Here is a 13,653-nt window from a genome sequence, read left to right on the forward strand (position 1 = left end):
CTTTACTTATTCAGTACCGCTTTTTATGAAGCCATCAAGTTCAGCAGAGAAAAAGGCAAGGTGAATGGTACGACGTTTTTATTCAGCTTTACTTTTGCTTTGATCTTCACACGGATCACCTACTTGTTTCACCCCTATTAAATAAAAGCAGTAAGTCGGGAGACTTACTGCTTTTATACGGAAATGTGCGCTTCTTTATTTACCTTGCTTTTCTTTTCATCCTTTAAGAACATCATCAAACCACCCAATATGATGGTACCTCCAAGGACCTGCGTCCAGAGTATCGGTTCATCCAATATGAAGTAAGCCAGAATTGTCGCTCCCGCCGGTTCTAGTAAGATCCCCATCGAAATCGTAGAAGTGCTTAACCACTTCAGTGACCAATTGAATAAAGAATGCCCTAATAAAGTCGGGAAAATGGCAAGCAAAACGAAATAGATCCAATCGGAAGCAGGATAAGGCGCCAATGCCTCTCCTTTGAAGATCACATAGAAAAACAATGCGACAGCGCTGATTGCATACACGACAAAAGTATATGTTATAGAAGAGATGCGTTTTCGAACATTTTGACCAAACAGTAAATAACCGGTTACCAGCGCACATGCGATAAGCGAAAGAATATCTCCCCAAAGCGCCATACCGCTGATTCTAAAATCACCCCAGCTAATGACAAGGCTGCCTGCTATTGCAATGACGCCGCTCAATATCGCCTTCATTGAAAATCTTTCTTTAAAAAACAGGTAGGCCCCGGCAAAAGCGAATAAAGGCTGGAGGGTGACAAGCACAGTTGAACTCGCGACCGATGTGTAATTAAGCGATTCAAACCATAAAATAAAATGAAAAGCCAAAAACACTCCTGCCACAATCGAATACAGCCAATCCTTTTTATTAATGAACTTAAGTTCATGACGGTATTTCACCAAGAAAACCGGCAACATAAGAAGGACAGTAAATAATAAACGGTAAAAGGCGATAACACCCGATGGAGCGGTCGCCAATTTAACAAGGATGGCCGAAAACGATACGGATGCCACACCGATCGCTAACGCTACATAAGGATTCACTTTTGGCATTTGACTTAAATTCCTCCTTTCAACGGAATTACGTTTCATTGAACTCTATTCTACTATGTTAAAATTATTAGGGTAGCTTTTTTTAGAAAACGGGTATATGGCAATAGACGATCTTATTATTCGATAATAATTCGGAAGTGGTGAAACAAAATGGAATGGACATTCGACCCTCAATCGGAATTGCAAATCCTTATCAAATTGGGGATTTCGGCTCTCCTTGGACTAATTATCGGACTAGAGCGAGAAATGAAACGAAAACCCGTTGGATTAAAAACAAGCCTGGTCATTTCAATCGTCAGCTGTTTATTAACGATCGTTTCCATGGAATCCGCTTATAAGTTCCCGGGGAGCGACGACGTAAATATCACAATGGACCCCTTGCGTCTAGCGGCTCAGATTGTTTCCGGCGTCGGCTTTATCGGCGCAGGCGTCATTCTCCGGAGGGACAACAACAGCATATCCGGTTTAACGACAGCCGCCATCATCTGGGGAGCGGCGGGAATCGGAATCGCCGTTGGAGCAGGATTTTTTCTCGAAGCAATAGCTGGTGTCATCCTATTGATCATAAGTGTCGAATTGGTGCCCGCAATCGTCACCTGGCTCGGACCGATGAAGTTAAGGCAAAAAGAAATCTATCTGCAGCTGGTAGTACAGAATAAAGATGACATTGCCATCGTACTGAAAAAAATCAAAGACGAAAAAATATTCATCAAAAACCTTAGAATCAAAGATGTAGCAAATGACAACCACCTTTTGACGCTTAAAGTTCTGGTCGATCATAAAATCAGAACATCGGAAGTGTATTACACCGTCTCCAATCTTAAGGAGATTAAAAGGGTAGAGATCGAAAATACATGATAATAAAACCATTTGACTGCCCTCGAACAGTTCACTAGAAAAAAGGGGTTCGGAATTAAACAATCCGAGCCTCTTTGAATTTCCCTCAACATTAAGAGATCAAGCCTCTACAAGCCCACTATGCTAGATCACTTTTGACCCTTGGCAAAGTCCAATTGGGCATCCTCTAATACTAATGGCTAAGTCTTGCCTGCACAAAGCAATCGAAACTTCCGCAACAATGAAAAAGGTCTAGTGTTACGAGACTTCACTGTGGCCTGATCCATTACTTATTATTTAAGGGGTCCACTACATACATATTTTTTTAAATTTGCAAAATAATCAAACCGATATCCTTCTCTATACGTTTATATAGTGAAAGGATGAACTCCGGCTTGATTAAATTTTTCAAAGGAAGGTGGGCAGGACAACCAGCAAGAAATTGACAGGGATTTAAACATTATCAAGAAAATAATTCCCCGAGGTGAGTCATGTTTAAAAAAATGAAGTTAAAAAGTATATGGATTATCCCCTTACTATTTGTGTTTTTTATACCAAATGTAATTGGAGCTACTTCTACTAAAGGTAAAAGCCCGGTGTTAGGGACAGGCTTTGACACCCACATCACCAACAATTCCCTTGCAGTAAGTCCGGATGAGCAAATAGCGATTGTCTCGGATAGCCGTGAACAATCCATCCTGGTCTATGATCTCACCAAAGGTAAGTTGCGCAAAAAGATTGATGGTTTCGTTTCCCCAAGAAACATCGTGTTCATTGATGGCGGTTCAGAGTTTGTCGTCTCAGACAGTACACTCGGCACACTTCGCTTTTACAGCATTAAAAATTTCACCTTAAAAAATGAAGTTGTCGTTGGTCCAGGGGCATTCGGGACTGCTGTCAGTCCCGATGGAAAGACATTGTATGTGAATAATCAAGCACATAATTCCGTCACGGTCGTCGATCTGGAAAAACGAAAACCGATTGACGTCATTACAGGTTTCGCCCAACCAAGGCAAGGCATCAAAGTCTCTTCAGACGGAAAATATATCTTTGTCACGAACTTTCAAGGAGATAAAGTGTCCATCGTTGATGCCACCACTAAAAAAATCATTCGTGAAATATCAGGGTTCTCCAGTATACGCGGAATCTCGATTACCGCTGATGGAGGAACATTATATGCCGCAAACAGCGGACGCAACAGCATTTCCGCAGTCGATACGTTAGACGGTAATATAAAGGGTGAAATCAAAGTGGGACGTGAGCCATATGGCGCGGCTCTATCACCTGATGACAAACTCCTCTTTGCAAGCAACAAAGCTGATAATACGATTGACGTGATCAATGTCGCTGATCACCGTGTAGTTAAAACAATTGGGGGTTTCAAAGAACCAAGGCAAGCAATCGTCTTTAGCCATGATGGGGACCAGGCTTATGTACTGAATCGGGATCTCTCCATTGCACGTGTTGATGTTAAAACATACACCATCACGGATATGATTCAGGATAAGCCAAAAAAATATAAGCTTAAAATACTAGAATCTGACGAAGCGGGCAAATATTTAGCAGATCAAGACGGAATGACACTTTATCATTTCACAAAAGATGATTCTAGTGTCAGTAATTGCAAAGGCCCATGTCTTGAAATTTGGCCGCCATTCCATGCAGATAACATCATCTCTCATAATGGATTCGACAAAAATGACTTTAAAACAATCATAAGAGATGACGGACAAAAACAAACCACATATAAAGGGCATCCACTCTATTACTATGTGAAAGATAAACAGGCAGGTGATATAAATGGGCACGGCGTCAATAATGTCTGGTATGTATTGAATAAAAAGATTTTTGAGGAATAAGCGCAATAACAAGGAATCAGGAACGCTAATAAGCGGCACATAGAAATCTAATGTTGAAAAAGCCAATGAAAGGACCATCCCTCCTTCTTAATGATTACATTTTGCGGCTAGTCTCAATCGTATAAACAAAAAAACTGTAGGTTAACTCGATTCATCGAGTCTATAGTCTGATCCGTTTGACTGCCCTCAAACGGTTTTTTTATCATTTTTGCAAAAATCTCATATTTTATATTGACTTTTCACCAAAATCCGATAAAATAATTATTGTACCTAATACGGGGCATTAGCTCAGCTGGGAGAGCGCTACGCTGGCAGCGTAGAGGTCAGCGGTTCGATCCCGCTATGCTCCATACCAAAAACCCTTGCATAGCAAGGGTTTTTTTCTTTGGCCTAAAAGAAATAAACGAGCGGATCAAGCCACTTCTTCTTGCATGTTCGGAAGTATATCTCCTTTTATTAACAAAATGCACCTACCTCCTATACGGAAGCAGGCGCATTCAAATTCATTAAAAAAAAGCTTTGAAATAGCTTGGAGCTTACAATCCTTCAGGAGAATCTATGAAAAAAGATGCGATAAGCTGTCCTAGTCTTCGAATTCCCTCATCTATTTCTTTCTCATTGGCATAACTGAACGAAAGCCGGAGAAACTCGGTTCCATCGTTTTGATCCAAGAAAAAGTATTTCCCTGGAACATATGAAACACCCTCAGCCAGTGCCTGTGATAATAGATGCGACGTATCAACACCCGGAACTCTCATCCAGACAAAGTAACCACCATCTGGTACATACCAGGAAACGGATTCTGGAAGAAATTGTTTCATCGCACGGATTAACGCAGTACATTTAGAACGATACACATCTTTTAGTAGGTCGAGCCGTTTCTCAAAATCAGTGTTTTCTAGGTATACAGCCATTGTACTTTGAGCAAATGGATGGTCTAGATCTTTTTTAAACCACTCGAAAGCCTTAATGAATTCACTTTCTCCTGCTATCCATCCAATCCGCATTCCTGGCGCAACAACCTTGGATAATGACCCAAGTTGGAGGACTCGCCCGCATTTATCCATAGATTTTATTGGCACCGGATTTTTATCGAAGGATAATTCCCCGTATGCATCATCCTCTATAATGAGGAAGTCAAACTCGATGGAAAGCTCCAATAAATGCTTCCGGCGCTCAATTGTCATGGTCGTCCCAGTTGGATTTTGAAAGGTTGGGATTGTATATAGAAAACGCGGGAGGGTTAGACCTGTACGTTTCCTCTCATCCAGCATTTCTTTTAATCGGTACGTTTGTAGTCCCTGTTCATCTATCGGTATACTAATAATCTGCTTCGTATAGTTTTGAAAAATCTCTAAAGCTTCCATATAGGTGGGAGACTCTACCACTACGACCGCTTTATCATCAAGAAGAATGCGGGCAATAAGATCAATCCCCTGGCAAGCTCCTGATGTAATCAAAAGCTGATCTTCCAAAATGCAAATTCCACGCTCTCCCAATCTTTTTCGGATTTGATGCTTAAGTCTTGCAATTCGTGGACTCCCGATATAATGGAGCGGCAAATCCTGCTCCTCATCAAGAAGTCTGGCTACAGCTACCTTGAGATCCTCGGCAGGAACGAGAGCAGGATCAGGATAGCCTGAACTCAAGCGAATGCAACCATCTGGCAAATCTGGCATCCATGCACCGGGCGGATCATTCTTAAGTGCCGCTTTAATGTTCTCAGAAAAAAAAGATTCAACTTTCACTCAACCATACACCTTTCCGTCAATCAAACCCGATTGATTCTCGCGATTTTTGAAGATAGCTGCTTATTTCATGATGCACGCAGATAGTCATTCTTTTGTAAAAAAAACTGAAATTAATTTTAAACTTTCGTCTGATGAGAGACAACAAAGCCTCTTTTAGGAAATTCCGGAGTCTCTTTTACACAGAACTCTTTTGGCCGCTCCAATGGAATAGGAGCCATTTTCTTTAAAACTCATGTGTATAGATGAAGTGGTTTTTGCCTATCAGTACCTGTAAAGCTGATAAAAGATCCTAAAAAGTGAAGAAAGGCAGATCGTCCGCCTTTCTTCACTTTTTATGCAGCTCATTCCATTTCTTAACCAAACGCTTCGGTGCCGCACGTAAATAGGCTTCTTTAATTAGATAGGTTAATTCATCCCAGTCTCCCCTATCCGGATTTTGAATAGAAACCCAACCGTGATGTCCTATATATGGGGTTTTGAAAAAATTCTCTTTCTGTAGCAATAATTCTTGAGTTTCTCGATCTGACTTGAACGACAAGTTGAATCCTTCCTCGCTTTCACCTGAAATCACGAAGGACTTTCCACTGATTTTAAAAGTATTGTGACCGAAACCGTCAATATGTTCAACAGCTTCGGGCAGTGCAAGACAGATGGTGCGTGCAATTTCAAGCATGGCTTCCGTGTTTTTTGATTTCATGTTTTAATTCACCTATTATCAACTCTATTTTGCGTTCACATCGGGTTGATGAATTCCGAATATATTGCCCTCTGTATCAATATAGTATCCTTGCCAAGCCATACCAGGCAGGGCATATTTGGGCATTGCGACCTTGCCGCCATTCTCAATAATTTTAGCTTCCGTTAGATCGTAATTTTCCACGCCCATTGTACAAGCAAATGCATTTAATGCTTGGTCTGTATCCGGCGGAGCACTTTGACGCTGCATCAAAGCACCATCGATCCCAGGTTCTTTCTCATCGCCAGTTACCGCTCCAAAGTAAGGCATACCTGCATACTCACTCCAATCTTGAAATGACCATCCAAATACCTCTCCATAAAACTTCTTTGCCCGTTCCATGTCATTCACATGAATTTCGAAATGAACTATTCTTCCCATGATTTCCTCCTAAGTTATATATGAATTAATCATTTACTTACATTATTCAGTCTGTGTTCGCTAACCATCTATTATTATAATTTAAATGGAAATAAATTCAAAGAAATTGAAGCTTCATCATACAATCTGTCATAACCTTTTAGAAAGACCCGGGAGCCGCTTTTCAAATACCGAATAACCGTTTGTTTATCAAAAATTTGCGAAACTATGCGTATAATTTTGTGAAAGTTGGACTAGACTGCTAGTAAATAATTCTAGGAGGTTATCAAAATGTTTAGATTCGGGAAGAGAAAACTGCGGAGCAAGGTCGGTAAATTAATCGATAAGCACGGATATACACAAGAAGAGTTTGTAAGTGCATCAGGAATCTCACGTAATACGATAAGCAGAGTTTGCAGCGATCCTAAATATGTGCCGTCGGCCGGAGTTTTAAAGAAAATCATGAAGGCGGTTCGCAGCATTGATGCTGGCGCAAAGGCGGATGACTACTTTGATCTGTAAACAAAATGGGCCCTAGCGTAATGGCCGGGGCTAAATGTATTTGTTCCATTCTTGTTCATGCTCTTCATATCCATGCCCCCCTAAACCATGCTTACCTATCGCTGGAATAAAGTCACCCAGCAGCTGCATATCCTTAACTTCCCAAGCGAACCCTCCCACTTTGAAGTCACCTAGTTTCCGTGTATATATAAGATTCAACGACATCCCCCGAATTTGAAAATTAAAAACCCCCACTTCCATTAGGAGCGGGGGTTTTCGGATGATATGTATATCTTGCGGTTCTTTTGTCCCTTTTAGACAAACCCCCTGCAGTGATTTCCTTAAACAAGTGCTTGTTATCGATCAGGGACAAAAGGTTATGTATTCCGCTTGAGCTATTTTCGACTAACCATTTTCTTTATGAACCGCACCACAGGTGACACAATGGATTCATGTACATTCGTAAGGGCATAACCGATCAGACCCATTATTACCAGGGCCAAGATTAATCCTATTATCAATCCTGATGTTTCTCTAAGTTCTTCAAGTACAGCATCCATCATTCCTTACCCTCCCCGGCTTGCCGATGCGACTTAATTTTACGGTTTTACATCCATTTTACTTCTGAAAGCTTCATTTATCGTTTTTTCTTGGACTTTGCCCAATCTGTTAAATAAGGTTCATTATAACGTATTGGATGATTATGGTCGAGATGCCACTTTTTAAACGCATTCATTGATGTCACTCACCATCATTACTTACTGATAAAGGCTTTATCTCTAGCGTTTCTCTTTAAGTTAAATTATAAACCTTCGTTTCATCCGAACATACAAGAGAAAATGTAAACCTTTTCATTTGTCCAAAACCGACAAACAAATGACAGAATTATTGTTTTTTAAGAACATTGAGAATATTGTCGAAAAATCGTAAGCTTAATTTATTGAAATACATCTTCTTAGGGGGTGCGCTTTATATGGAAGCCATTACAAGGGACTTTTTCTTATTTTTATCTAAAAATAATCTGCTTAATAATATTGCTAAAAAAAGCGGAGGAAGTTTTGCTGCTGGAAAGATCATCGGCGGAACTGATTTCCAAAGTTCCATTAAATTCATTAAACAACTTAACAATAGCGGCTTGTCGGTTACAGTAGACCATCTTGGGGAATTCGTTGATTCTAAGGAAGTGACTCAGGAACGGACGGCAGAATGCATCGAAACCATCGAAATGATCAGCAGGGAAAAACTTGATTCACAGGTTTCTCTGAAGATGACTTCTCTGGGACTTGATATCGATCATAAACTCGTAATCGAGAATATGACGAAAATTCTTGATACAGCCGAAAAACACAAAGTCATGGTCACGATCGATATGGAAGATGAAGTTCGCTGTCAGGCAACAATCGATATCTTTAGACAGTTCAAAGAAAAATACAGCTGCATAAGTACCGTTCTACAAGCATATCTATTCCGCACAGAGAAGGATTTGGAGGACCTTGCCCAATATAAGCCATTCCTCCGTCTTGTAAAGGGTGCCTACAAGGAATCTGCCGAGGTGGCTTTTCCCGAAAAGAATGATGTAGACGAAAACTATAAAAAGTTGATTAAGCAAAGTCTTCTTAACGGAAATTATACGGCCATTGCCTCACATGATGACAAAATCATCGAATATACAAAAGAGTTGGCCAAGAAGTTCGACATCCCGAATACACAATTCGAATTTCAAATGCTTTATGGCATGAGAAACAAAACTCAATACGAATTGGTCAAGCAAGGTTACAAAATGCGCGTCTATGTACCATATGGTCTGGATTGGTATGGATACTTCATGAGAAGGCTTGCAGAAAGGCCATCCAATATTGCCTTTGCCTTCAAAGGGATGGTCAGGAGCTAAATATACATTCAACATTATTAATTGCTACAAAAAATCTATTAAAAGGTGTGATTATCAATGATTTCATATAAACACGAACCATTTGTTGATTTTACAAACGAGGAAAACAAAAAAGCATATCAGGAAGCACTTCAAACTGTTGAGGGCTACTTAGGGCAAGACTACCCTCTTTACATCGGGGCAGAGAAAGTGACGACTGATGAGAAAATCGTTTCATATAACCCTGCAGATAAACAAGAGGTCATCGGCCGGGTATCGAAAGCGAACAGGGATCTTGCTGAAAAAGCCATGCAGGAAGCTGTTACCGCTTTTGAAAGCTGGAAAAAAGTGAAGCCGGAAATCCGTGCTGACGTTTTATTCAAAGCTGCTGCCATCATTCGCAGACGCAAGCATGAATTCTCTGCGTTATTGACGAAAGAAGCGGGAAAACCTTGGAATGAGGCTGATGCGGATACAGCGGAAGCGATCGATTTCCTTGAATTCTATGCCCGTCAAATGCTGACGCTTAAAGATGGTGTGCCTGTTCAAAGCCGTCCGGGGGAATTTAACCGCTATGATTACATTCCATTAGGGGTAGGCATCATCATTTCTCCTTGGAACTTCCCATTTGCGATCATGGCAGGTACAGCTGTTGCCGCTATCGTTACTGGTAACACGATCCTTTTGAAACCAGCTTCGACTACTCCAATCGTTGCTGCAAAATTCGTTGAAGTGATGCTTGAAGCCGGCCTTCCAGCAGGTGTGTTGAATTTTGTTCCAGGAAGCGGAGCCGAAGTGGGCGACTACCTGGTTGATCATCCAAAAACACGTTTCATTTCCTTCACCGGTTCACGTGATGTAGGTCTGCGCATTTACAAACGTGCTTCTGAAGTGAACGAAGGCCAAATTTGGCTGAAGCGTGTCATTGCTGAAATGGGCGGAAAAGATACGATCGTCGTCGACAAAGAGGCAGATCTTGAATTGGCTGCTCAGTCGATCGTGAAATCTGCATTTGGCTTCTCGGGACAAAAATGTTCTGCTTGTTCCCGTGCTGTCATCGTAGAAGATGTATACGATCAAGTATTAGATCGCGCTGTTGAATTAACAAAACAACTAACAGTTGGTAATCCTGTAGAAAATCATTTTATGGGACCAGTTATCGATCAAGCTGCTTTTGACAAAATCATGAGCTATATTGAAATCGGGAAAGAAGAAGGACGCATTCTCGCTGGAGGAGAAGGAGATAGCTCTACAGGCTACTTCGTTCAACCGACAATCGTTGCTGATGTCGATCCGCAAGCCCGCTTGATGCAAGAAGAAATCTTCGGACCAGTCGTTGCTTTCACAAAAGCGAAGGACTTTAACGAAGCTCTGGAGATTGCCAATAACACTGAATATGGTTTGACTGGGGCTGTCATTACGACAAATCGCCTTAACATGGAAAAAGCACGCGAAGAATTCCATGTGGGGAACTTGTATTTCAACCGTGGCTGTACTGGTGCAATCGTAGGTTATCAGCCATTCGGCGGGTTCAACATGTCAGGAACTGATTCCAAAGCAGGCGGCCCGGACTACTTGCAGCTTCATATGCAAGCCAAAACAACATCCGAAACATTCTGATAATGTTCGATCAAGCAATTTGAAGATGATTTGAACCCTCTATGGTTTTCGTATCTTCCATTCTGGATACGGGAACCAAAATGAGGTTAAATGGAGGAAGTGACAAATAGGTTGCTTCCTCTTTTAAAACAAAAAATTATAAATTTCAACCTGAAGGGAGTCTTTTATGGATTACGCATTAATACTTTCGATCAGCATTTACATGGCTGGCATGCTTCTCATCGGTTACTTCGCTTACAAAAGAACCTCCAATTTAAATGATTACATGCTGGGCGACCGAGGTCTTGGACCTGCTGTCACTGCATTAAGCGCCGGTGCAGCGGATATGAGCGGTTGGCTTTTAATGGGTATGCCTGGTGCCATGTTCGCAACAGGTCTAAGTTCCATCTGGATTGTAATCGGTCTCACATTAGGAGCCTATGCGAACTGGCTGTATGTTGCACCAAGATTGAGGACCTATACGGAAGTCGCCAATAACTCGATTACGATTCCCGCTTTCCTGGAAAATCGTTTTGGTGAGGGCTCACGGATCTTAAGGTTCATTTCGGCATTGGTTATTCTCGTATTCTTTACCTTTTACGTTTCTTCCGGAATGGTGTCCGGCGGAGTCTTATTCCAAAGTACATTTGGCCTTGATTACCATACAGGTCTATGGATCCTGACAGGCGTCACCGTTGCCTATACTTTATTCGGTGGATTCCTGGCAGTAAGCTGGACAGACTTTGTTCAAGGACTGATCATGGTCGTGGCCCTGGTTCTTGTACCGATCGTCACCCTTTTCCATGTTGGCGGTTTCGGTCCATCGATCGACACGCCACGTTCCATTGATCCAGCCCTATTGAATATTTTCACAGGGACGAGCTTTTTAGGCATCATCTCATTATTTGCATGGGGCCTGGGTTACTTCGGACAGCCGCATATCATTGTCCGCTTTATGGCGATCAGTTCTGTTAAGGAAATAAAGAAAGCCCGTACTATCGGGATGAGCTGGATGATTTTCTCCACTGTTGGTGCCATGCTGACCGGATTCATCGGAATCACTTATTATCACCAGAACGGACTCAAGTTAGCTGATCCTGAAACGATTTTCATTGAGTTAGGGGAAATACTATTCCACCCATTCATTACTGGCTTCTTGATTTCAGCCATACTGGCAGCCGTCATGAGCACGATTTCTTCGCAGCTCTTGGTCACAGCCAGCTCTTTGACCGAGGATATATACAAAACCTTCTTCCGTCGTACCGCTTCAGATAAGGAGCTTGTCTTCCTAGGCAGACTTTCAGTACTGATCATTTCAATCATCGCGCTTATTCTCTCTTGGGAGAAAAATGACACGATTCTTGGACTTGTCGGGTATGCTTGGGCTGGATTCGGTTCTTCATTCGGTCCATTGGTCTTACTAAGCCTCTGCTGGAAACGCATGACAACATGGGGGGCATTAGCGGGGATGGTCGTCGGTGCCGCTACTGTCATCCTCTGGTCGATGGCAGGATTATCAGATACGCTTTATGAAATGATTCCTGGTTTTGGTGCAAGCTTGATTGCCATCATCGTGGTCAGTCTTCTTACAGCGAAACCATCAAAAGAAGTAGAAGCGGAATTCGAAGAATTCAAAAGAACATTAAAACAATAATAAATCCCCTAAAAGGAACGGTATTTTTTCATATACCGTTCCTTCTTTGTTCTTGCCCCTATACACATCATTAGTTTAAAAGTATTATTAAACTAAGTTGTCATACACTTCAAAAAAATACAGGGGGCCATATATGTCATTAGAAAAAATCCTGACTCTCACAAACATCAACGATATAACGGATATGGTCAGCACTTATTTAAAAAAACCAGTCGTCATCGAAAATGACCAATTTTTATTGCTGGCATATAGTTCATATTATATCGAGCACTTCGACCAAGCCAATCGGCAAACCATCTTCACAAAGCATTGGCCGATTCCAATTCTGGAAAAATTCATGGATGAGGGCATTGTCGAGCAGCTTAAAACCGTGGAGCATCCATTCAGGGTGAAACAAATCGAGGAAATCGGATTAAATCAAAGAGTCGTAGTGAGCGCCGTTCACAAAGGACAGGTATTCGGATTCATTTGGGTCCAAGAAACGGAAATGATGACCGATTCCGATTTGGAATTTTTACATGAAGTTTCCCATCATATCGGCAAGCTCCTTTATCAGAAAAAACAGATAAACATGAAAAAAGATGAAGAAAAAAATGAGTTTTATCAAAAGGTCATTGACGAAGTCTATCAAACGGAAAATCAAATAAAATGGGAAGCCGCCAATATGAGTCTTCTCATTCCCGAAACTTTCCTTGTCAATGTCTTTACCATCGCTCAATCCGATGCGGAACATTTCGATGAATTAGCGGATACAGTCAGTCTATTCGCCAATGCATTGAATCATTTTACCCATGTATTCACAAACCAATTGAAGATCATCGTCTTGATTGGCAGCAACGGAAAAGGGAAGGATCTGCTTACCGATAGCGCCAATGATTTAACGAACACCGTTCTTTCCCAATTCAATGACAAAAAGGTATTCCCGGGAATCGGAAATGAGTACTCTTCGATTCTTCAATTAAGAAAATCCTATCTCGAAGCCCTGGAAGTGATCAACGCAGCCAAGTTCATCGGTGAACCTGAACAGCTTCCCTTCCAATATAGCAAGCTTGGGATTTTCCGTTACCTCGAAATGATCTCCAACCATCATACTAAAACGAATTATATCAATATGGATTTAGAGATTCTTCAAAAGAAGGACCAGGAAAGCCAAACCAAACTCCTTCAAACACTGGAAATATATCTGTTGAACAATTGCCGGATCAAACCTACAGCTGAACAGCTATACATTCATACCAACACATTGAAATATAGATTGAATCAAATAACCGATCTCACCTCAATCGATTTTGATGACTTTCATTCGAGAATGCAACTTTACATCGATTTACAGCTTATTAAGCAGAGATCTTAAAGCGTCCGGTTTTTGAGTTTTGGAAATTCAATAAGGAGAGAAGAAATGCGGCTGTGTCT

The 13,653-nt window shown here is 41.4% G+C and carries 14 protein-coding genes and 1 tRNA gene (1 of these 15 running past the window's edge); 9 read left to right on the forward strand and 6 right to left on the reverse strand.

All coding sequences use genetic code 11. From position 1 onward, the window contains the following. A protein-coding gene (locus tag QNH43_RS24825; protein WP_076368033.1) for a hypothetical protein crosses the window boundary here: on the forward strand, positions 1 to 141 show its 3' portion. It extends 45 nt beyond the left edge of the window; 141 of the gene's 186 nt are visible here — the last part of the coding sequence; its start codon lies off the left edge, out of view; the stop codon is at positions 139 to 141. A 32-nt stretch (positions 142 to 173) separates the two neighbouring features. Here the strand turns inward: QNH43_RS24825 and QNH43_RS24830 are convergent, their stop codons facing one another. Beyond that, complete coding sequence (locus tag QNH43_RS24830) at positions 174 to 1,073, reverse strand: DMT family transporter (protein ID WP_283916092.1); 900 nt, start codon at positions 1,071 to 1,073, stop codon at positions 174 to 176. Between the two features lie 150 nt (positions 1,074 to 1,223). Here QNH43_RS24830 and QNH43_RS24835 point away from each other — a divergent pair, with 150 nt between their 5' ends. From QNH43_RS24835 to QNH43_RS24845, 3 genes are all read left to right on the forward strand, one after another. After that, a complete protein-coding gene (locus QNH43_RS24835) occupies positions 1,224 to 1,931 on the forward strand; it encodes an MgtC/SapB family protein (protein WP_283916093.1) in 708 nt (235 codons plus the stop codon). A gap of 470 nt (positions 1,932 to 2,401) precedes the next feature. Then, positions 2,402 to 3,769, forward strand: a complete 1,368-nt coding sequence (locus tag QNH43_RS24840; RefSeq protein ID WP_283916094.1) for a beta-propeller fold lactonase family protein — start codon at positions 2,402 to 2,404, stop codon at positions 3,767 to 3,769. Positions 3,770 to 4,046: 277 nt separating this feature from the next. After that, positions 4,047 to 4,119: transfer RNA gene (locus tag QNH43_RS24845), tRNA-Ala, on the forward strand. Positions 4,120 to 4,305: 186 nt separating this feature from the next. Here QNH43_RS24845 and QNH43_RS24850 read toward each other — a convergent pair. The 3 genes from QNH43_RS24850 to QNH43_RS24860 all read right to left on the reverse strand — a co-directional run bounded on the left by QNH43_RS24850 (position 4,306) and on the right by QNH43_RS24860 (position 6,637). Continuing rightward, positions 4,306 to 5,517 carry an aminotransferase-like domain-containing protein gene (locus QNH43_RS24850; protein WP_283916095.1) on the reverse strand — a complete coding sequence of 404 codons (1,212 nt, stop codon included), beginning with the start codon at positions 5,515 to 5,517 and terminating at the stop codon, positions 4,306 to 4,308. A 328-nt stretch (positions 5,518 to 5,845) separates the two neighbouring features. Beyond that, positions 5,846 to 6,217 carry an MmcQ/YjbR family DNA-binding protein gene (locus QNH43_RS24855; RefSeq protein WP_283916096.1) on the reverse strand — a complete coding sequence of 124 codons (372 nt, stop codon included), beginning with the start codon at positions 6,215 to 6,217 and terminating at the stop codon, positions 5,846 to 5,848. A 24-nt stretch (positions 6,218 to 6,241) separates the two neighbouring features. Further along, positions 6,242 to 6,637, reverse strand: a complete 396-nt coding sequence (locus QNH43_RS24860) for a VOC family protein (protein WP_283916097.1) — start codon at positions 6,635 to 6,637, stop codon at positions 6,242 to 6,244. 270 nt (positions 6,638 to 6,907) lie between these two features. Here QNH43_RS24860 and QNH43_RS24865 point away from each other — a divergent pair, with 270 nt between their 5' ends. Next, a complete protein-coding gene (locus QNH43_RS24865) occupies positions 6,908 to 7,138 on the forward strand; it encodes a helix-turn-helix transcriptional regulator (protein ID WP_141992925.1) in 231 nt (76 codons plus the stop codon). Between the two features lie 30 nt (positions 7,139 to 7,168). Here QNH43_RS24865 and QNH43_RS24870 read toward each other — a convergent pair whose 3' ends face one another. Both QNH43_RS24870 and QNH43_RS24875 read right to left on the reverse strand, forming a co-directional pair. Further along, positions 7,169 to 7,336, reverse strand: a complete 168-nt coding sequence (locus QNH43_RS24870; RefSeq protein ID WP_283916098.1) for a hypothetical protein — start codon at positions 7,334 to 7,336, stop codon at positions 7,169 to 7,171. A gap of 176 nt (positions 7,337 to 7,512) precedes the next feature. Then, positions 7,513 to 7,680 carry a hypothetical protein gene (locus QNH43_RS24875; protein ID WP_179086059.1) on the reverse strand — a complete coding sequence of 56 codons (168 nt, stop codon included), beginning with the start codon at positions 7,678 to 7,680 and terminating at the stop codon, positions 7,513 to 7,515. 410 nt (positions 7,681 to 8,090) lie between these two features. On the opposite strand from QNH43_RS24875, the gene QNH43_RS24880 reads away from it, so the two are divergent. The 4 genes from QNH43_RS24880 to QNH43_RS24895 all read left to right on the forward strand — a co-directional run bounded on the left by QNH43_RS24880 (position 8,091) and on the right by QNH43_RS24895 (position 13,594). Next, a complete protein-coding gene (locus tag QNH43_RS24880; protein WP_283916099.1) occupies positions 8,091 to 9,008 on the forward strand; it encodes a proline dehydrogenase in 918 nt (305 codons plus the stop codon). Between the two features lie 57 nt (positions 9,009 to 9,065). Next, positions 9,066 to 10,607: an L-glutamate gamma-semialdehyde dehydrogenase gene (pruA, locus tag QNH43_RS24885; protein WP_283916100.1), complete on the forward strand. Its 1,542-nt coding sequence runs from the start codon at positions 9,066 to 9,068 to the stop codon at positions 10,605 to 10,607. A gap of 166 nt (positions 10,608 to 10,773) precedes the next feature. Beyond that, entirely contained in the window at positions 10,774 to 12,240 is a 1,467-nt protein-coding gene (putP, locus tag QNH43_RS24890; protein ID WP_283916101.1) for a sodium/proline symporter PutP, read from the forward strand. A gap of 133 nt (positions 12,241 to 12,373) precedes the next feature. Beyond that, entirely contained in the window at positions 12,374 to 13,594 is a 1,221-nt protein-coding gene (locus QNH43_RS24895) for a PucR family transcriptional regulator (protein ID WP_283916102.1), read from the forward strand. Positions 13,595 to 13,653 lie beyond the last annotated feature (59 nt).

The sequence above is a fragment of the Peribacillus simplex genome (assembly GCF_030123325.1).
Taxonomy (GTDB): domain Bacteria; phylum Bacillota; class Bacilli; order Bacillales; family DSM-1321; genus Peribacillus; species Peribacillus simplex_D.